We start from the raw sequence: 19,442 nt of genomic DNA, 5'->3' as shown, positions 1-19,442 counted from the left end.
GGGGAGGGCTGCATGAAAATTGACTATCATACGCATCATTCCCGCTGCGGGCATGCGATAGGAAGCCTGGAGGAGTATGTACAGCGGGGGATTCGACTGGGGCTGGATCAGCTGGGTTTGTCCGATCATATGCCGCTGCTGCATGTAGAACCTGCCAACTATTATCCAGAAATGGCAATGCCTATGGATGAGCTGCCCCGATACGTGGAAGAATGCTTGGATCTGAAGGAGCGCTATAAAGGGCAAATTGATATTCGTGTTGGTTTGGAAGGCGACTACATCGAGGGCTGGGAACGTGAAATCGAAAGTATCATCCATGCATACCCATGGGATTATGTAATTGGTTCCGTTCACTTTCTCGGTGAGTGGGATGTCACCGACTTCCGTCAGGTACACCATTGGGAAGGTAAAAATGTGCTGGAGGTGTACAGCTCGTATTATGACGCGGTTTCCAAGGCGGCCGCGACCGGTTTGTATGACATCATGGGTCATTTGGATGTCATTAAGCGCTTCGGCTATCATCCGAAGCCAGAGGAAGAGGAGGAGCTGCGTGTATTGGAGCACTCCGCACTCTCAGCCGTAGCCCGCAGCGGTCGGGCTATGGAACTGAATGCCTCAGGGCTTTCCAAACCCTGTGCTGAAATGTTCCCGAGCCGTCGCATGCTGGAGGAGGCATTTGCGCTAGGCATTCCATTAACCATCGGCTCGGATGCCCATGACCCGGCAAAGCTGGCTGAGCATCTGGAGAAGGCGCGTGCGCTTTTACATGAGGTTGGCTATCGCGAGCTTGCTGTATTTGAGCAACGTGAACGTTCGCAGGTTCCGCTGACGTTATAATACTATATTAAATGTTGTATCCAGTGACTAGCCGAACGCACCTTTCACACAGGGAAAATGCGCTCGGCTATTTAGCGTATTTTTGTATATGTATTTATCGGGGTACGAGCACGAAACCGTTTTTTGGAATAAGGCAGGATCGACTGTCAAGTCGTTTTGAAGTTGTGGTATACTGAAGGGTATGAACATGTCAGTTACTTTTAAAGGAGGTGCCTTGGTTATTTATGAAAGGGAAACATCTGCGAGTTTCGGAACCTAGCCCTAAGATTATTGCTTTGCGTTTCGACGCATCTTTCTTTTTTGAGAAAGCTGTGCGCTCGCTTGATCGCAATCATTATGACAAGGCATTGAAATATTTTCGCAAAGCCGTTGAATATGAACCGGATAATCCGGTGAATCATTGCAATATGGCGGGTATATTATCAGAGATGGGGGATTATGCAGGTTCAAATGAGATCCTATCCTCTGTTCTGAGTGACGTAGACTCGTCAATGACAGAATGTTATTTCTATATGGCGAATAATTACGCTAATATGGAGCAGTTTGAAGAAGCGGAAAAAGCATTGGTCACGTACCTGGAGGAGGACGAAGAAGGCCAGTTTCTTGATGAAGCCGAGGAAATGATGGAGCTGCTCTATTATGAGCTGGACCGTCCAACGAAGCTGAACCGCATTAAGGCCCGGCAGGGAGTGGTCGAGCATGATCAGGCCCGTGTTCTGCTGGAGGAAGGAAAGTTTGCTCAGGCAGCCCAACTGCTCAAGCAAATTTCTGAGGAGCAACCTGACATGTTCGCTGCGCGGAATAATCTGGCGCTAGCGTATTACTACATGGGATTGTTCCAAAATGCTAAGGCTACCATTATTCAAGTGTTGGAGGATGAGCCGGGTAATTTACACGCATTGTGTAACTTGGCGATTTTTTATCAGCACGAAGGCGGCGGCCCGGAATTGGATCGTCTGGTTCAAACCTTGGCGGTCACAATACCGTTTCAGGAGGAGCAGGTATTCAAGCTGGCGACTACTATGGGGATTCTCGGACGCCATGAGGAGGCCTACAGACATTTCCGTAGATTGCTTCATGGCGGTGGAGAGAACAAAGCGGACGCCTCTTTGTACCATTACACGGCGGTAGCTGCCAGCAATACGGGAAGATACGCGGAAGCTCGGCGGTTATGGAGTCATTTGCAAAAGCAGGATGCCTCTTCGGAGGTTCCGAGATTTTTCCTGTCCAGATTGGAAGAGCTTCAGCAGGAAGGTACACCGCTGCAAGTGCTCAGCTATCATTATCATCTCCCGTTTGAGGAGCAATTCCGCATGTGGGAGAAGTTTGGCGCTGAGCAGGTACCGGACAGTATGAAGAAGGACCCGCTAATCCGGTCATCTTTCTTCTGGGCCTTGCGTCACGGAGACCGGGCGACTCAGCTTCAGGTCATTCAGGCGTTAAGCCTGATCGGTGACGATGAGGTTCGCCAGGCACTGGAGTCCTTTGTAGAAGATCCGGATCAGGATAGTGAACTCCAACGCCGTGCTTTGCAAGTATTGCATGAGCTGGCAGAGCGGAATGAACAGAATACACATTCGGAAACAGAGCATTCTGAGCGGTTGGAGACTGAAAAGGTTTCACATGCAACTGAAGGTGATAGCTCTGCTTCGACAGTTGATCCACAATGGCAGGCCGTGCTGGATAAAGTGCTGACCGTCACGAACAAGTCATCCGATCCGGCTATGCAGCATGATTTGAGATCACTTTGGCTGGAGTATTTGGATCGGCTTGCTCCAGAAGTTCCGATGGTTCAGCATACTGAGGGGTGGGCAGCTGCGCTGGAGTATTTGACAGCCAAAATGCATCATCATTCAGTCACCTATCAGGAAGTAGCCGACCGCTATGGTATTTCCGTATCGACCGTAAGCCGCTATGCACGTCAAATTGACAGCGTGTGTGGTATCAAGCAGAAGCTAAAGCAGCCGCTCTCCACGTTTAAAAAGCAGGTCTAGGACCTGCTGCAAACATCACTTAAAGGAGGCAACAAACGTATGTATAAATCCATAATTATTGGTACAGGTCCTGCAGGTTACACAGCCGCTATTTATTTGGCACGGGCCAACATGAATCCGCTGATCATCGAAGGAATGCAGCCCGGTGGGCAGCTTACCACAACGACTGAAATTGAAAATTTCCCGGGTTTCGAGCAGGGTATCCTCGGACCTGAACTGATGGATAACATGCGCAAGCAGGCCGAACGTTTTGGTGCTGAGTTTACTTCCGGTTGGGTGGAAGAAGTGGATTTTAGCAAGCGCCCTTTTAAAGTGAAGGTAGAGGGTAAAGGCATCATTGAAGCGGAGTCGGTTATTATTGCTACAGGTGCGTCCGCCAAATATCTTGGCATTCCAGGTGAGCAGGACAATGTAGGTCGTGGAGTTAGTACATGTGCAACTTGCGACGGCTTCTTTTTCCGCGGTAAAAAGATTATCGTAGTCGGCGGTGGCGATTCGGCCATGGAGGAAGCGAGCTTTTTGACTCGTTTTGCTTCCAGCGTAACCTTGGTCCATCGTCGCGACGAGTTGCGGGCATCCAAAATTATGCAGGACCGCGCACGTGAAAATGAAAAAGTACATTGGGCATTAAACCGGACTCCTTTGGAAGTTGTGACGGGAGAAACTGGCTTAAAGGGCTTGAAAGTACACAATAATGAGACCAACCAGGATGAGCTGATCGAGGCAGATGGCGTGTTTGTGGCGATTGGTCATACACCAAACACAGGCTTCCTGAACGGACAAATTCATACCGATGAACACGGCTACATTGAAGTGAAGCCGGGTACGACGGAAACGAATATCCCGGGCGTTTTTGCCTGTGGGGATGTGCAGGATAACCGTTATCGCCAAGCCATTACAGCTGCGGGAACGGGCTGTATGGCGGCTATGGATTGCGAAAAGTATCTCGAAGGCAGCGCTGTCCACGACTGGAGCGAATCACTGGATCAATAAAGAGTGTCTATAATACACAAAGTGGCTAATATGGGGCTAAAGAACCCTCGTCCAAGCCGGATCTTTTGGTACAGTAAGAGAAAGCCTGGTGCATTTGCACAGGCTTTCTCCTTTTTTTGGGGACATGAGGATAAAAGTTCAGCTAATCGTACATTTTTCAACAGGCAAGTGTCCTTGACCGTAACGGGGGCTTCAATTATAGTTGGAACGTAGGAATACTATTATGAGGCAGGAATTTTAAGCTATATTTCATACCAGATTTTTAAGTAAACATAAAAGGTGGCTTGGAACATGTCTGAAAGTATCTATGTAGGTGTCGATTTGGGCGGTACCGCGATTAAAGTCGGCATTTGTAATGAAAACGGACAGCTTTTGCACACATATGAGGGACCAACTGAAACCGATAAAGGTGTAGACGTTGTCATTGGTAATATCGAAAAATATGTGCGGCACATTGTTGAGGAATCTCCTTATGAGTGGGATCAACTAAAGGGTGTCGGTGCAGGTGTTGCAGGTTTTACGAATGTTCGTGATGGTATTATTGTCCTCGCTCCTAATATTGGCTTTCGTGACGTACCGATCCGTGCGCTCCTAGAGAACCGGATTGGCAAGCCAGTGAAAATAGACAATGATGCGAATGTTGCTGCGCTAGGTGAGGCTTGGGCTGGTGCAGGCAAAGGCATAGAAAACTGCGTATGCTATACCCTGGGAACAGGAGTAGGTGGCGGTATCATTATAAACGGTAGAATATATCAAGGTTTCTCAGGCATGGCTGGGGAAATTGGTCATATCAGTGTCGTACCTGATCTGGAGGCCATTCAGTGTGGATGCGGTAAAATGGGTTGCTTGGAAACGGTATCTTCCGCAACAGGCATCATTCGTATGGCCAAGGATGCTGTGGAACGTGGCGACCGGACCTCTCTGGCGCTGGAAGAACACATTGCCGCCAAGGAAGTATTTGATGCTGCTAAAGCCGGGGATGAAGTGGCGCTGCGCATTGTGAACCGGGCTGCCTTTTATTTGGGGAAATCTATGGCAGCGGTTGCCGCTGTGCTTAATCCAGAGTTGTTTATTATAGGTGGCGGTGTGTCTAAAGCAGGCGACTTTTTGTTTGAAGAGATGCGTCGCGTATACGCCAAGCTGGCGCCTGAACCGCTTCAACAAGGGGTATATATCGTACCAGCGGTACTAGGCAATGACGCGGGTATCGTAGGGGCTGCAGGGTTGCTGCTACGCTCCTAATCCACAGTTGATAGTACGAATACTGGCATAGAGCGAAGAAGCAAAAGGAGAGGGAAGTCCATATGACAGACAATGTAAAAAATGCTGCGCCGTGGGCAACGCTCATTATTATTACAGGGATGTCAGGCGCAGGGAAGACCATTGCGGTACAGAGCCTTGAAGATTTGGGCTTCTTCTGCGTTGATAATTTGCCCCCTGTGCTGATTCCCAAATTTGCCGAGTTGATTGAGCAGTCTAACGGTAAAATAGGCAAGGTGGCTCTTGTCATTGATTTACGCGGACGGGAATTCTTTACCGCCTTGTCGGAATCGCTTAATTATATTAAGGAACATTTTACAATTCATTGTGAGATTTTATTTTTAAATGCAAATGATGGTGTTCTTGTACAGCGGTACAAAGAAAGCCGTAGACGGCATCCGCTTGCTCCAGAGGGTATGCCTTTGGATGGGATTCGGTTGGAGCGTAAGATGCTGGAAGAACTCAAAAACTCCGCTACACAGGTTATTGATACCAGTGTGATGAAGCCTGCAACCTTAAAGGCGAGGATTATTTCGCGATTTTCCCATCTGGAGAGCAGCATGCTGTCTGTGAACATTACATCTTTTGGCTTCAAATATGGTATTCCCATTGATGCCGATCTTGTATTCGATGTGCGCTTCCTGCCGAATCCCCACTATGTGGACCAACTGCGCCCACACACGGGACAGGATAGCGATGTATATGATTATGTCATGAAATGGCCTGAGACTCAGGCGTTCCTGACCAAGTTGCTGGATATGTTGCATTTTTTGATTCCGCAGTATCGCAAAGAGGGTAAAAGTCAGGTCATTATCGGTATTGGCTGTACTGGCGGTAAGCATCGTTCTGTTGCAATATCGGAGTATTTAGGAAAAATGCTGGGTGCCAGCGAGACAGAATCCGTTTCTGTTTCGCATCGGGATGCTGATCGGGACCGGCATTAATGAGGTGAAATCATGAAAGAGACCGGATCACAACGGGAGCGCCCGCGTATTGTTGTTATGGGCGGCGGAACCGGCTTGTCCGTCATGCTGCGGGGCTTGAAGCAAAAGCCGCTGGATATTACGGCTATTGTTACAGTCGCTGACGATGGCGGAAGCTCCGGGATATTGCGCAGTGAGCTGCAGATGCCCCCTCCGGGGGATATCCGCAATGTGCTGACTGCCTTGGCTGACGTGGAACCAGTCATGTCAGATATGCTAAAATACCGTTTCGGTGCCGGATCAGGATTGTCAGGCCATAGTCTGGGAAATCTGATCCTAGCAGCGATGACTGATATATCAGGGGATTTTGTAACGGCGGTGCGCGAGCTTAGCCGTGTATTTGCTGTCCGGGGGCGTGTGCTTCCGGCGGCTGAGGAAGGCGTTGTGCTGAACGCCGAAATGGAGGATGGCACGGTAATCACCGGGGAGTCCAAAATCCCGGAAGCGGGCGGACGAATCAAACGTGTTTTTCTCGAACCGACTCACGTGGAGCCGTTGCCTGAGGCCGTAGAGGCTATTAATGAAGCCGATGCGATTTTGATTGGTCCCGGCAGTCTATATACTAGCATTTTGCCAAATTTGCTTGTACCGAAGCTTGCTGAGGCTGTGGTGAAATCAGATGCTATCAAAATATTTGTCTGCAACGTGATGACACAGCCAGGGGAAACTGACGGCTATACGGTGGGGGATCACCTGCAAGCGATCTATGAGCATGTAGGACATCATCTCTTCGACTATGTCATAGTAAATAACGGGGAAATTCCACCTCAAGTACAGGAGATGTATGCCGAGCAGGGAGCTAAGCCCGTTCAAGTAGACATGGGCGAGCTGGCTGATCGAGGATATAAAGTAGTGGCAGATACATTAGTTCTGTTCCGTACGTATTTACGGCATGATGCCGACAAATTGAGCCAGCATATTTACCAATTGGTACAAAACTGGATGTTAAGAAGGAGGTGAGTCCCTTGTCCTTTGCGGCACAAACGAAAAAAGAGCTTACAATGATTGAAAGCCAGCCCTGCTGTGAAAAAGCAGAACTGTCTGCGCTCATACGTATGCTCGGATCCGTACAACTGTCGAATAAAAGGGTGATATTGGACGTGTCCACAGAAAATGCCGCGATTGCAAGGCGGATTTACTCCTTGATCAAAAAGCATTTTCAACTTCACATCGAACTGCTTGTACGGAAAAAAATGCGCTTGAAAAAAAATAATGTGTATATTGTCCGTATTCCCAATGGTGTACAAGAGCTGCTAAAGGAGCTTTATATTGTCTCAGAAGGTTTCTTGTTCACTGACGGGATTAATCGTGATATCATTCGGAAAAACTGTTGTAAGCGGGCTTATCTGCGGGGGGCCTTTATGGCAGGTGGCTCTGTGAATAATCCAGAGGGGTCGTCTTACCACCTTGAAATTTCTTCGATGTATGAGGAGCATTGTCAGGCGCTAGTAGATCTTGCTAATGAGTTTCATCTCAATGCCCGCTGTATTGAGCGTAAAAAAGGCTTTATTCTCTACATCAAGGAAGGCGAGAAGATCATTGAGCTGCTCAGTATCATTGGAGCCCACCAAGCTTTGTTCAAATTTGAAGATGTACGTATTATGCGCGATATGCGCAATTCCGTAAATCGGATTGTTAATTGCGAAACAGCTAATTTGAACAAGACGATCGGAGCTGCTGTCCGGCAAATTGAAAATATCAAGCTGCTGGAGAGGGAAGTGGGGTTGGAGACCTTGCCGGATAAACTGCGTGAAGTGGCAGAAATTCGGCTCGCTCATCCTGATTTGAATTTGAAAGAAGTCGGAGAAATGCTCAAAGGGGTCGTGAGTAAATCGGGCGTAAATCATCGACTTCGCAAAATTGACGAGATGGCTGACAAAATCAGAGGAGAAAACGGCCTAATTCCGTAAAAAGAGGGGTTGTGGGGCTCTTAGCCCCGGTTTTTTTAGTTTTTTTTCTAGTGTCTGTCCCGGGTTAATGTTATAATGTGATAAATAAAATGGAGTAAATAGCGTCCAGATTTATTTGATGAGGGGGTAAGCTAACATGTCAAAACATCCAGTAGTCGTACGCTTGAAAACAGGACTGCACGCCAGACCTGCTGCGTTGTTCGTACAGGAAGCGAATAAATATTCATCTGAGATTTTTGTGGAAAAAGAAGACAAAAAGGTTAATGCCAAGAGTATCATGGGTATTATGAGCCTCGCCATCAGTACAGGTACTGAAATCAACATTAGTGCCGAAGGTGCGGACGCCGAACAGGCTGTAAACGCTTTAGTAAGTCTGGTTAGTAAGGTAGAGCTGGAAAATCAATAATCGAACATTTGCTTTGTGATAATATGATGTATGCTCTTAGCGAAAAGCCCCCTTTGGGGCTTTTTTTGTATCCAGAAAATAAGCACAGCAAGCCTAACCATATAAGCTATTTATGTATATTTTTTGCATATAGCGACTGTGTTCAGTCCAAGCTACAGATAATTGATTCCTCTGTGGTAATGCTCTGTCTCGGAAATTTAAATGCTCGATTGCAACCTTTTCCCGTCTTTTCCGTCTGGAAGGTACACACATTTTCAAGAAAGAGGTTGAATATGATGAAAGTTTGGACAAAAACAGTGAGCACAGCAATGATTGCGGGAGCATTATTGGTCGGAGGAGTAGCAGGAGGGCTATGGACGGGAGCTGATCGCGCTTATGCTGCAACGGCTGCGACGGCGAATGGTGTAATCAACGTGAGTGGAAGTGGTGAAATAATGGCTAAGCCAGATATCGCTTATCTCTCTATTGGTGTGCAATCGGAAGGAAATACTGCTGCTGCTGCTCAAAAAGCCAATGCTGCAAAAATAAACAAGATCACACAACTGTTGAAAGAAAAATGGAGCATTAGTGCAGACGATATTCAGACAAGTCAGTTCTCTGTACAACCTAACTATACTTATAACGAAAAAGAAGGGCAGAAGCTCAAAGGCTATATGGCCAACCATACACTTTCAGTGAAATACCGCAATTTGGATAAAATCGGTCAGCTGCTGGATGAGGCTACAAACTCAGGAGCAAACAACGTAGATAACGTACAGTTTTCCGTTGAGAATCCTTCCACCTATGAGGAGGCGGCTATTGCAAAAGCGTTGGATAACGCTCAATCCAAAGCTAGTGCTGTAGCAAAATCAGCTAAACGCGGTTTAGGTGCTCTGGTGAATGTGACAGTAGATGGCGGGGAAGCTCAGGTTTATACACAACGTGAGAATGCCATGTCCAAATCACTTATGGATATGAGTGGTGGAACACAGATTCAGTCCGGTCAAGTGACGGTGAAAGTCCAAGTTTCGGCCCAGTATGAAATGAACTAGTATAGAACATTAAACGGAGCCGCAAGCACCTGCAACATTGCAGGATGACTTGTTGGCTTCTTTTGTCTATTGAAATCATTTTGTAATGAGTCTGTCATAGCTAATGGCTGTTAGGTGTACAGATTGAAATCAGTGAGTGTACAGATTGTAAACTACATACAACAGGGTATAGATATAATGAGAAAAGTGATCAAAACACATAGATAGCGCAGATTTACAATGGGAGGAATACTTACGATGAACAAGCATACGAAAAAATGGGGCTCAGCTCTACTGGCAGCGGGAATTTTGGCAGGGGTTGCGGTTGTTCCCGTTTCCTATATTGAGGCAGCATCGACCAAACAGTTAACAACTTCACAACAACCGGGAATCTCTATTCAATGGAATGGCAAAACATTAACGACCAAAGGAATCCAGATCAACGGGAACACGCTCCTTCCTGTGGCAGCCCTGCGCGACAGCTTGGGAATTCCGGTAAGCTATGACACCAAAGAAGCGGCATATACAGTGGGTAGTGGGTACAACAAACTCTATATCGTGGTCTCCTCCTCAGATGCCTATGGTAATGTGAACGGTATCAGCACGCGTAGCATGGACGCCAAAATGATCGCCGGGAAGCTGTACATTCCTATGAGTCTGCTGAAAGACTATCTGGGTATTGATGCACAGTGGAATGCAGCTCAGAAAACAGTAACATTAAGTAAAACTCAGCAAAATTCACTCACAATAGCAGCTCAAACGCTTCCAGCTTCGAGTAATGCCAAGGTGTCTTATAAGATTAAGTACCCGCAAATCAGCGGTAGCCAGCTGAATCCTGAGGCTCAACAGGCCATTAATAATGTGCTTAAAAAGCATGCAGAGGGAGTATTGGCAGCAGGCAAAAAGATGATGGCAGAGGGAGGGGCTACAACAGACAGACCGTATGAGTTTGGGAATGATTTTGCGATTGCCTATAACAAAGATGGTATTCTGAGTGTGATTATGCAGGACTACTCGTATACAGGCGGCGCACATGGCATGACAGCACGTAAAGGGTACACATTCTCGCTTGCTGATGGTAAGCTGCTGCAATTATCTGACGTATTAAAGGCAAATCCGAACTACAAAAAGTTCCTTAATGCTGATTTGAAGAAAAAGGTTGATGGGCTCCAGGGTGGAGACGGTTTTGACAAATTTAAAGAGTTGGCAGCAGACCAGAATTATTATGTGACCAACAGCGGCGTAACCATCGTGTTTGATTTGTACGAATATGCACCATACGCGTATGGAATTCCGGAGTTTACCTACTCGTTTGCTCAACTGCTGCCTCAGGGCGGGAAGCCTTTTGCGGGACAAAATCAATAAATTTAATTATCTATATTAAAAAAGAATAGTAAATAAAAAGGCTGCCTACCGGATATAAAAATCCTGAGGCAGCCTTTTTATTTACCAGCTATTCAAAGCTGAATCACTTATCTTATACACCTTCTGGAGAGGAGCTAGTTAACACTTTATCAATAATACCGTATTCTTTGGCATCATCAGCGGACATGAAATAGTCACGGTCTGTGTCTTTTTCGATGCGTTCCAGTGGTTGACCTGTGCGATCTGCGAGAATGCGGTTCAATTTGTCACGCATTTTCAGAATGCGACGGGCGCGAATTTCGATATCCGTTGCCTGTCCTTGTGCCCCACCCAGTGGTTGGTGAATCATAATTTCACTGTTTGGCAAGGCAAAACGTTTGCCCTTGGCACCTGCATTCAGCAAGAAAGCACCCATGGAGGCAGCCATACCTACACAAATCGTAGATACGTCAGGTTTAATGTATTGCATCGTATCGAAAATGGCCATACCAGCTGTAATGGAACCGCCAGGACTGTTAATATACAAGTGAATGTCTTTTTCAGGATCTTCAGCAGCCAAAAACAGCATTTGTGCAATAATTGAGTTGGCTACAACGTCATTGACGTCCGAGCCCAACAAAATAATGCGATCCTTCAACAATCTGGAATAAATGTCATAGGCGCGTTCGCCGCGGTTACTTTGCTCTACTACCATAGGAACATAGCTCACGTCAAAAAACCTCCCTTAAATATCATTAGTGGATTTGGTGGATATGCCCAATTACATATCCCTTTTATAAACTGTTACCGTATTAACCACATGATAAACAATTTCAAACAAAAAGTCAAAGAAAGTCAAACTATTGATTAAAAAAAAGAGCACTTAGCGCTCTTATTGGTTAAAAACATTATATGGAACAATAGTCAATTGTATAAAATGGCGCGCCCGCGAGGAATCGAACCTCGATCTCAGGCTCCGGAGGCCTACGTCATATCCGTTGGACCACGGGCGCACAAATGAATCACAACAAGCAACTAACTAATTAATTGGAAACAAAGATGATTATATGATATACGGCATTGAATTGCAAGCTTTTATTACGTGCGCATATTCACATAAAAAGTTGAGAAATATAGGATCAGATAGACTTGCATGTGAAGCAAATATTGGTTAAGATAGACGTGGGACTTAAAAAGTTATCCCGGGACATTTTAAGACCAGTTAGAGATATAGCATAGAGACAGAACTTAGAAGTGTGCGGGAGTGGAAAGCATGCGAAAGATATTAGAAATACAGAAGCAGCTTCTGCCCGACCTCATGGATGTTTTGAAAAAAAGGTACACGATCCTGCATCAGATTATGTTGTCCGAAGTGATTGGACGCAGAACACTGGCAGCTTCACTGGACATGACCGAGCGCGTACTGCGCGCTGAGACCGATCTCCTTAAAGCGCAAGGGTTAATTGAGATTGAGAGTGTGGGCATGAAGGTGAGCAAAGCAGGACTGGATCTGCTAGAACAGCTGGAGCCGATAGCGAACAACTTGTTCGGCCTGTCCCAATTGGAGGATCAGATTCGTCAAGCCTACGGCTTGAGGAAGGTGGTTGTCGTTCCAGGGGATTCGGATGCTTCACCGTTAGCGAAGCAGGAACTGGGCCGTGCGGGCGCAAAGGCGCTGCTGAGTGTTATGGATGACGAGGACGTGGTCGCTGTAACAGGTGGCACGACGATTGCAGATGTAGCGGAACAACTGACATTACCTGCTAACGGCCCGCTTAAGGGTGGATGGTTTGTTCCGGCACGCGGGGGTTTGGGAGAGAGCATGGAAATGCAGGCAAACACAATTGCTTCCACGATGGCTCGCAAGGTCGGCGCTCAATACCGTCTGCTCCATGTACCGGATTTGCTCAGCAATCATGCTTACAACTCCTTGCTTGAGGATACGAATATTCAGGATATATTGAGCCTGATTCGAGAGAGTCGTATTATCATTCACGGGATAGGCAACGCCATAGCAATGGCCCACAGACGCAAGCTTGACCCTGAAACCTTTGCCCAGATCAGCAATGAGGGCGCGGTTGCCGAATCGTTTGGCTATTATTTTAACGAAGACGGCGTCGTTGTTCACAGAATGCTGACGCTTGGACTCCGATTGGAGGACATCAGGCGTACGGAGACGGTGCTGGGTGTGGCTGGAGGCAAGAGCAAGGCGGCTGCTATTCATGCGGTACTGCGTTTCGGGCAGGAAGACATTCTTGTCACCGACGAAGGCGCTGCTGCCGAGATTGTAAGCCGTTATTTAAGGAATTAATATGATTTTTAATTGTGTTGTCTTGACGGGCTTTCGGGTCTGTCTTGAATATATAAAATTAAACTAAACGAACTTTGGGAGGAACTCACTCATGACAGTTAAAGTTGGTATTAACGGTTTCGGACGTATTGGACGCCTTGCTTTCCGCCGTATTCAAGACGTGGAAGGTATTGAAGTAGTAGCAATCAACGATTTGACAGATTCCAAAATGCTGGCACATCTGCTGAAATATGATACAACACAAGGTACTTTCCAAGGGGAAGTAGAAGTACATGATGGTTTCTTCAAAGTAAACGGTAAAGAAGTTAAAGTTTTGGCTAACCGTAACCCTGAAGAACTGCCTTGGGGAGACCTGGGTGTAGACATCGTTCTGGAATGCACAGGCTTCTTCACAACTAAAGAAAAAGCTGAGCTTCACTTGAAAGGCGGCGCTAAGAAAGTTGTTATCTCCGCTCCAGCTACTGGCGACATGAAAACTGTCGTTTACAACGTAAACCATGACATTCTGGACGGAACTGAAACTGTAATTTCCGGTGCTTCTTGCACAACTAACTGCTTGGCTCCTATGGCTAAAACACTGCAAGACAAATTCGGTATCGTTGAAGGCTTGATGACTACAATTCACGCTTACACTGGCGACCAAAACACTTTGGATGCTCCACATGCTAAAGGTGACTTCCGTCGTGCTCGCGCAGCAGCTGAAAACATCATCCCTAACACTACTGGTGCTGCTAAAGCAATCGGTCTGGTTATCCCTGAACTGAAAGGTAAATTGGACGGTGCAGCTCAACGCGTTCCAGTACCAACAGGTTCCCTGACTGAGCTGGTAACAGTTCTGGAGAAAAACGTAACTGCTGAAGAAATCAACGCAGCGATGAAAGAAGCTTCCGATCCTGAAACTTACGGATACACTGAAGATCAAATCGTTTCTTCTGACATCAAAGGTTTGACTTTCGGTTCCTTGTTTGATGCAACTCAAACTAAGGTTCTGACTGTTGGCGACAAACAACTGGTTAAAACTGTAGCTTGGTACGACAACGAAATGTCCTACACTGCACAATTGATCCGTACGTTGGAATACTTCGCTAAATTGGCTAAATAAGAATTTTCTTATCGAGCAACATCATAGAGCGGAAACAGGTGTTATTGTTTCCGCTCTTTATATATCAAAATGTGCCTTAAATTCCTGTTTCGTAAAATTATAAGGGTGCGGAGGAATATGGAGATGAACAAAAAGAGCGTACGTGATATAGAACTGAATGGAAAACGGGTGTTTGTGCGTGTAGATTTTAACGTTCCGGTTGAGGATGGTAAAATTACAGATGACAAGCGTATTCGCGAAACCTTGCCAACGATTAACTACCTGATTGAAAAAGGTGCAAAAGTTATTTTGGCGAGTCACTTTGGACGTCCAAAGGGTCAAGTCGTTGAATCCATGCGTCTGACTGCTGCTGGTGTACGTTTGTCAGAACTGCTCAATAAGCCTGTTGTTAAGGTGGACGAAGCAGTTGGTGAGGCTGTTAAAGCGAAAGTGGCTGAACTGAAAAACGGCGATGTGCTATTGCTTGAAAATGTACGCTTCTACCCAGGAGAAGAGAAAAATGATCCTGAACTGGCGAAGCAATTTGCTGAACTGGCTGACATTTTCGTGAATGATGCTTTTGGTGCAGCACACCGTGCTCATGCTTCTACAGAAGGTATCGCGCATTTCCTTCCGGCTGTTTCCGGCTTGCTGATGGAAAAAGAGTTGTCTGTCATTGGTAAAGCTCTGTCCAATCCAGATCGTCCTTTTACAGCCATTATTGGCGGTTCCAAAGTAAAAGACAAAATCGATGTCATCGACAACCTGCTGAACATTGCAGATAACGTAATTATTGGCGGCGGTTTGACTTATACATTCTTCAAAGCTCAAGGTTATGAAGTAGGTCAATCTTTGCTTGATGAATCCAAACTGGACGTAGCTCTTGGATTTATTGAAAAAGCGAAGAAGCTGGGCAAAAACTTCTACCTTCCTGTGGATATCGTGATCTCTGACGATTTCAGTGCTACAGCGAACACAAACATCGTGGATATCGACGGCATTCCTGCAGATTGGGAAGGCGTGGATATCGGACCGAAAACTCGTAAAATCTATGCAGATGTTATCAAAAACTCCAAATTGGTTGTTTGGAATGGACCAATGGGTGTATTTGAAATCGAGCCTTTCGCTGGCGGTACTCGTGAAGTAGCAGAAGCTTGTGCAACAACAGATGCATACACCATCATTGGTGGCGGTGACTCTGCGGCTGCAGCTGAAAAATTCCACTTGGCTGACAAAATGGATCACATTTCCACTGGGGGCGGCGCATCTCTGGAATTCATGGAAGGCAAAGCACTTCCAGGTGTCGTTGCACTTAACGATAAATAATCAAACGCATTGCGCGTAATAAAGGCTTTAGGGCACCTAATAGTTAGGAGTTGAAACCATTGAGAACACCGATTATCGCGGGTAACTGGAAGATGTTTAAAACCGTACCAGAAGCTAAAACCTTCATCGAAGAGATCAAAGGTAAAGCAGAGGTTGCAGGAGTGGAGAGCGTTATCTGTGCTCCATTTACTAATCTTCCTGCTCTGGTTGAAGCAGTAAAAGGTACATCTATTAAAATTGGCGCACAAAATCTGCATTTTGCAGAAGATGGTGCGTTTACAGGTGAAATCAGCGGCAGAATGTTGCAAGACCTGGGCGTAGATTACGTTGTAATCGGACACTCTGAACGCCGTGAGTATTTCAACGAAACAGACGAAACAGTGAACAAAAAGATTCATGCAGCATTCCGTCACAGCCTGACTCCAATCGTATGTGTAGGCGAAAAGCTGGAAGAACGTGAAGCAGGTCAAACCAAAGAAGTTGTCAAAGTGCAAACTGTAGCAGCTTTTGCTGGTCTGGCTAAGGATCAAGCGGCACAAGTCGTGGTTGCTTATGAGCCAATCTGGGCCATCGGAACAGGCAAATCCTCCACTTCGCAGGATGCGAATGAAGTGATTTCCTACATCCGTAGTCTGATTAAAGATGTGTACGATGAAAATACAGCAAATGCTGTACGTATTCAGTACGGTGGTAGTGTAAAACCTGAAAATGTTACTGAGTACCTGGGTCAAAGCGATATTGACGGCGCGCTCGTGGGCGGTGCCAGTCTTCAACCGGCGTCGTACATCGCGCTTGTTGAGGGGGCGAAGTAAGATGACAGCACCAAAACCGGTAGCTTTAATTATTATGGACGGATTCGGACTGCGTGACACTGTGGAAGGCAATGCGGTTGCACAGGCCAACAAGCCGAATTACGACCGGTATTTAAAACAGTATCCACATGCAACCTTGACAGCTTCTGGCGAAGCAGTGGGTCTGCCGGAAGGACAAATGGGTAACTCCGAAGTCGGTCACTTGAACATCGGCGCAGGCCGAATTGTTTATCAAGACTTGACTCGTATTTCGAAGTCCATCCGTGAAGGCGAGTTCTTCAACAATGAAACACTGGTTAAAGCAGTGCAGCATGCGAAGAAGAACAACACTAAGCTTCACCTGTACGGACTTCTGTCCGACGGGGGTGTGCATAGCCATATCAGCCATCTGTTTGCGATGCTGGATCTGGCTAAAAAAGAAGGATTAACTGAAGTGTACATTCATGCTTTCATGGATGGACGTGACGTTATGCCTGACAGCGGCGTAGGCTTCATGCAGCAGCTGGTAGCTAAAATTCAGGAAGTGGGCATTGGTCAAATCGCGACCGTACAAGGACGCTATTATGCCATGGACCGCGACAAACGTTGGGAACGTGTTGAGAAGTCATACCGCGCAATCGTATACGGGGAAGGTCCTCAATATACTGACCCACTCGAAGCCTTGAAGGAATCGTATGAAAAATCAGTATTCGATGAATTCGTGGAGCCAACAGTTATTGTAAAAGCTGATGGAAGCCCTGTAGGGCTGGTCGAAAGCAATGACTCCGTTGTATTCCTGAATTTCCGTCCTGACCGTGCGATTCAATTGTCTCAAGTATTTACCAATGAAGATTTCCGTGGTTTTGACCGTGGGCCAAAATGGCCTAAGAATCTGCACTTTGTTTGCTTGACACTGTTCAGTGAAACGGTTGGAGGATTTGTTGCCTATGAACCGAAAAACCTGGACAATACGTTTGGCGAAGTGCTGGTGCAAAACAACAAAAAGCAATTGCGTATTGCTGAGACAGAAAAGTATCCGCACGTTACTTTCTTTTTCAGTGGCGGACGCGATGTGGAGCTTCCTGGCGAAACTCGTATTTTGATTAACTCGCCTAAAGTGGCTACATATGATCTGAAGCCTGAAATGAGTGCGTACGAAGTAGCGGATGCTGCTGTTAAGGAAATCGAAGCCGACAAGCATGATGCGATTATCCTGAACTTTGCCAATCCGGATATGGTTGGTCACTCCGGTATGCTGGAACCAACAATTAAGGCAGTAGAGACGACGGATGAATGTGTTGGACGTGTTGTAGATGCAGTTAAAGCCAAAGGCGGCGTGGTAATTATCATTGCTGACCATGGTAACGCGGATATGGAAATTGATGAGCAGGGACGTCCGTTCACCGCTCACACAACGAATCCGGTTCCGTTCATTTTGACTGATGAAAATATTGTTCTTCGTGAGCATGGAATTCTGGCTGACGTAGCTCCAACGCTTCTGGATTTGATGCAACTTCCGCAACCTGCGGAAATGACAGGAAAATCTATGATTGCATCCCGCAAGTAAGCTTGATTTAATAAGTATAGGCTTGACCAATAAATTATGAATTACAAAGGAGATTAAGTACAAATGACTATTATTTCTGACGTGTACGCTCGCGAAGTCCTCGACTCCCGTGGTAACCCTACAGTTGAAGTTGAAGTATATCTGGAATCCGGTGCGATTGGTCGCGCTATCGTTCCTTCTGGTGCCTCCACAGGCGCTCACGAAGCTGTAGAGCTTCGCGATAACGACAAATCCCGTTACCTGGGTAAAGGCGTTCTGCAAGCTGTTAAAAACGTGAACGAAATTATTGCTCCTGAAGTAATCGGCTTGGATGCTGTGAACCAAGTAGAAATCGATACACTGATGATCAAATTGGATGGTACTCCAAACAAAGGTAAACTGGGTGCAAATGCAATTCTGGCTGTATCCATGGCTGTAGCTCGCGCTGCTGCTGAAGCTCTGGGCTTGCCACTGTACACTTACCTGGGCGGATTCAACGCTAAACAATTGCCAGTACCAATGATGAACATCGTTAACGGTGGCGCTCATGCCGACAACAACGTTGACGTACAAGAATTCATGGTTCTGCCTGTAGGCGCTCCTACATTCAAAGAAGCTCTGCGTGTTGGCGCTGAAATCTTCCACAACCTGAAATCCGTACTGAATTCCAAAGGTTTGAACACAGCTGTTGGTGATGAAGGTGGTTTTGCTCCTAACTTCAAATCCAATGAAGAAGCTCTGTCCACTATTATCGAAGCGATCGAAAAAGCTGGTTACAAACCAGGTGTTGACGTATTCCTCGGTATGGACGTTGCCTCCACTGAGTTCTTCAAAGATGGAAAATACACTCTGGAAGGCGAAGGCAAATCCTTCACTTCTGCTGAGTTCGTTGACCTGCTTGCTTCTTGGGTTGATAAATACCCAATCATCACTATTGAAGATGGCTGCTCCGAAGACGACTGGGAAGGTTGGAAATTGCTCACTGAAAAACTGGGCAACAAAATCCAATTGGTTGGTGACGACCTGTTCGTAACTAACACAGAGCGTCTGGCTAAAGGTATTGAAGAAAACATCGGTAACTCCATCCTGATCAAAGTAAACCAAATCGGTACGCTGACTGAAACATTCGATGCTATCGAATTGGCTAAACGTGCAGGATACACAGCTGTAATCTCTCACCGTTCTGGTGAATCCGAAGACAGCACAATCGCTGATATCGCTGTTGCAACAAATGCAGGCCAAATCAAAACAGGTGCTCCTTCCCGTACTGACCGTATTGCGAAGTACAACCAATTGCTCCGTATTGAGGACCAACTGGGTGAACTGGCTCAATACCACGGCCTGAAATCTTTCTACAACCTGAAAAAATAATATTGCCAAAAATGCTGATAGCGCCTCGGGTCTATGATTTAGGATCATAGGGTCAGAACGCTCGAAGCTTTTGCGCATGAATAAAACAGATCTGCTCGCTTTATGCAAGCAGGTCTGTTTTTTGTTATAAATAATGCATATATAATCTACAGAGGCTTGATGGCTAGATGTCTTGTTGTAGCTGTTGTTATCTACTGGAAGCTGTGGTAGAATGAAAATAGTGTTTTGCGTTAATTTCCGGCTATTTATAGCATGATAAGTGCGTGTTTTCATAAAAGA

Annotated in this window: 17 protein-coding genes and 1 tRNA gene; 16 read left to right on the top strand and 2 right to left on the bottom strand. The window is 46.2% G+C overall.

Going from position 1 to position 19,442, the window contains the following annotated elements; translation table 11 throughout:
- The first annotated feature begins 12 nt into the window (after nt 1-12).
- The 10 genes from hisJ to AC5V8P_RS05420 all read left to right on the top strand — a co-directional run bounded on the left by hisJ (nt 13) and on the right by AC5V8P_RS05420 (nt 10,758).
- Nucleotides 13-837: a histidinol-phosphatase HisJ gene (hisJ, locus tag AC5V8P_RS05465; protein ID WP_064797358.1), complete on the top strand. Its 825-nt coding sequence runs from the start codon at nt 13-15 to the stop codon at nt 835-837.
- Between the two features lie 224 nt (nt 838-1,061).
- A complete protein-coding gene (locus AC5V8P_RS05460) occupies nt 1,062-2,831 on the top strand; it encodes a tetratricopeptide repeat protein (protein WP_063212510.1) in 1,770 nt (589 codons plus the stop codon).
- 39 nt (nt 2,832-2,870) lie between these two features.
- Nucleotides 2,871-3,824 carry a thioredoxin-disulfide reductase gene (gene trxB, locus AC5V8P_RS05455; protein WP_063212511.1) on the top strand — a complete coding sequence of 318 codons (954 nt, stop codon included), beginning with the start codon at nt 2,871-2,873 and terminating at the stop codon, nt 3,822-3,824.
- A 291-nt stretch (nt 3,825-4,115) separates the two neighbouring features.
- A complete protein-coding gene (locus AC5V8P_RS05450; RefSeq protein WP_063212512.1) occupies nt 4,116-5,066 on the top strand; it encodes an ROK family glucokinase in 951 nt (316 codons plus the stop codon).
- A 62-nt stretch (nt 5,067-5,128) separates the two neighbouring features.
- A complete protein-coding gene (rapZ, locus tag AC5V8P_RS05445; RefSeq protein WP_063212513.1) occupies nt 5,129-6,028 on the top strand; it encodes an RNase adapter RapZ in 900 nt (299 codons plus the stop codon).
- Between the two features lie 12 nt (nt 6,029-6,040).
- Nucleotides 6,041-7,027: a gluconeogenesis factor YvcK family protein gene (locus tag AC5V8P_RS05440; RefSeq protein ID WP_063212514.1), complete on the top strand. Its 987-nt coding sequence runs from the start codon at nt 6,041-6,043 to the stop codon at nt 7,025-7,027.
- 5 nt (nt 7,028-7,032) lie between these two features.
- A complete protein-coding gene (gene whiA, locus AC5V8P_RS05435; protein WP_013368810.1) occupies nt 7,033-7,977 on the top strand; it encodes a DNA-binding protein WhiA in 945 nt (314 codons plus the stop codon).
- 136 nt (nt 7,978-8,113) lie between these two features.
- The gene (locus AC5V8P_RS05430) at nt 8,114-8,383 is read left to right on the top strand and encodes an HPr family phosphocarrier protein (protein ID WP_013368811.1); all 270 of its coding nucleotides are present in this window, start codon (nt 8,114-8,116) and stop codon (nt 8,381-8,383) included.
- Between the two features lie 275 nt (nt 8,384-8,658).
- Entirely contained in the window at nt 8,659-9,414 is a 756-nt protein-coding gene (locus AC5V8P_RS05425) for an SIMPL domain-containing protein (RefSeq protein ID WP_064797371.1), read from the top strand.
- A gap of 237 nt (nt 9,415-9,651) precedes the next feature.
- Nucleotides 9,652-10,758, top strand: a complete 1,107-nt coding sequence (locus AC5V8P_RS05420; protein WP_064797357.1) for a PdaC/SigV domain-containing protein — start codon at nt 9,652-9,654, stop codon at nt 10,756-10,758.
- A 112-nt stretch (nt 10,759-10,870) separates the two neighbouring features.
- Here AC5V8P_RS05420 and clpP read toward each other — a convergent pair whose 3' ends face one another.
- Nucleotides 10,871-11,467 carry an ATP-dependent Clp endopeptidase proteolytic subunit ClpP gene (clpP, locus tag AC5V8P_RS05415; protein ID WP_013368815.1) on the bottom strand — a complete coding sequence of 199 codons (597 nt, stop codon included), beginning with the start codon at nt 11,465-11,467 and terminating at the stop codon, nt 10,871-10,873.
- A 208-nt stretch (nt 11,468-11,675) separates the two neighbouring features.
- Nucleotides 11,676-11,750 (bottom strand) — tRNA-Arg (locus AC5V8P_RS05410).
- Between the two features lie 260 nt (nt 11,751-12,010).
- Between AC5V8P_RS05410 and AC5V8P_RS05405 the strand changes: the two genes are divergently transcribed.
- The 6 genes from AC5V8P_RS05405 to eno all read left to right on the top strand — a co-directional run bounded on the left by AC5V8P_RS05405 (nt 12,011) and on the right by eno (nt 19,163).
- Nucleotides 12,011-13,048 (top strand): sugar-binding transcriptional regulator, encoded by a 1,038-nt coding sequence (locus AC5V8P_RS05405; RefSeq protein WP_063212519.1) that lies wholly within the window; start codon nt 12,011-12,013, stop codon nt 13,046-13,048.
- Between the two features lie 91 nt (nt 13,049-13,139).
- Nucleotides 13,140-14,150, top strand: a complete 1,011-nt coding sequence (gene gap / locus AC5V8P_RS05400) for a type I glyceraldehyde-3-phosphate dehydrogenase (protein ID WP_063212520.1) — start codon at nt 13,140-13,142, stop codon at nt 14,148-14,150.
- A gap of 123 nt (nt 14,151-14,273) precedes the next feature.
- Nucleotides 14,274-15,455, top strand: coding sequence for a phosphoglycerate kinase (locus AC5V8P_RS05395; protein WP_064797356.1), 1,182 nt, complete (start codon nt 14,274-14,276; stop codon nt 15,453-15,455).
- Between the two features lie 59 nt (nt 15,456-15,514).
- Nucleotides 15,515-16,267, top strand: coding sequence for a triose-phosphate isomerase (gene tpiA / locus AC5V8P_RS05390; RefSeq protein WP_064797355.1), 753 nt, complete (start codon nt 15,515-15,517; stop codon nt 16,265-16,267).
- A 1-nt stretch (nt 16,268) separates the two neighbouring features.
- The gene (gpmI, locus tag AC5V8P_RS05385; RefSeq protein WP_063212523.1) at nt 16,269-17,813 is read left to right on the top strand and encodes a 2,3-bisphosphoglycerate-independent phosphoglycerate mutase; all 1,545 of its coding nucleotides are present in this window, start codon (nt 16,269-16,271) and stop codon (nt 17,811-17,813) included.
- A gap of 63 nt (nt 17,814-17,876) precedes the next feature.
- Nucleotides 17,877-19,163 (top strand): phosphopyruvate hydratase, encoded by a 1,287-nt coding sequence (eno, locus tag AC5V8P_RS05380; protein WP_063212524.1) that lies wholly within the window; start codon nt 17,877-17,879, stop codon nt 19,161-19,163.
- The last annotated feature ends 279 nt before the right edge of the window (nt 19,164-19,442 follow it).

This window comes from Paenibacillus sp. N119s, assembly GCF_059447605.1.
The sequence above is the reverse complement of the archived record's forward strand: the minus strand, read 5'-3'. Positions and strand labels throughout refer to the sequence as shown.

What these genes read in the sequence shown, in the direction of transcription:
- hisJ (WP_064797358.1), top strand. Translation starts at nt 13, where the DNA reads ATGAAAATTGACTATCATACGCATCATTCCCGCTGCGGGCATGCGATA.
- AC5V8P_RS05460 (WP_063212510.1), top strand. Translation starts at nt 1,062, where the DNA reads ATGAAAGGGAAACATCTGCGAGTTTCGGAACCTAGCCCTAAGATTATT.
- trxB (WP_063212511.1), top strand. Translation starts at nt 2,871, where the DNA reads ATGTATAAATCCATAATTATTGGTACAGGTCCTGCAGGTTACACAGCC.
- AC5V8P_RS05450 (WP_063212512.1), top strand. Translation starts at nt 4,116, where the DNA reads ATGTCTGAAAGTATCTATGTAGGTGTCGATTTGGGCGGTACCGCGATT.
- rapZ (WP_063212513.1), top strand. Translation starts at nt 5,129, where the DNA reads ATGACAGACAATGTAAAAAATGCTGCGCCGTGGGCAACGCTCATTATT.
- AC5V8P_RS05440 (WP_063212514.1), top strand. Translation starts at nt 6,041, where the DNA reads ATGAAAGAGACCGGATCACAACGGGAGCGCCCGCGTATTGTTGTTATG.
- AC5V8P_RS05430 (WP_013368811.1), top strand. Translation starts at nt 8,114, where the DNA reads ATGTCAAAACATCCAGTAGTCGTACGCTTGAAAACAGGACTGCACGCC.
- AC5V8P_RS05425 (WP_064797371.1), top strand. Translation starts at nt 8,659, where the DNA reads ATGAAAGTTTGGACAAAAACAGTGAGCACAGCAATGATTGCGGGAGCA.
- AC5V8P_RS05420 (WP_064797357.1), top strand. Translation starts at nt 9,652, where the DNA reads ATGAACAAGCATACGAAAAAATGGGGCTCAGCTCTACTGGCAGCGGGA.
- AC5V8P_RS05405 (WP_063212519.1), top strand. Translation starts at nt 12,011, where the DNA reads ATGCGAAAGATATTAGAAATACAGAAGCAGCTTCTGCCCGACCTCATG.
- gap (WP_063212520.1), top strand. Translation starts at nt 13,140, where the DNA reads ATGACAGTTAAAGTTGGTATTAACGGTTTCGGACGTATTGGACGCCTT.
- AC5V8P_RS05395 (WP_064797356.1), top strand. Translation starts at nt 14,274, where the DNA reads ATGAACAAAAAGAGCGTACGTGATATAGAACTGAATGGAAAACGGGTG.
- gpmI (WP_063212523.1), top strand. Translation starts at nt 16,269, where the DNA reads ATGACAGCACCAAAACCGGTAGCTTTAATTATTATGGACGGATTCGGA.
- eno (WP_063212524.1), top strand. Translation starts at nt 17,877, where the DNA reads ATGACTATTATTTCTGACGTGTACGCTCGCGAAGTCCTCGACTCCCGT.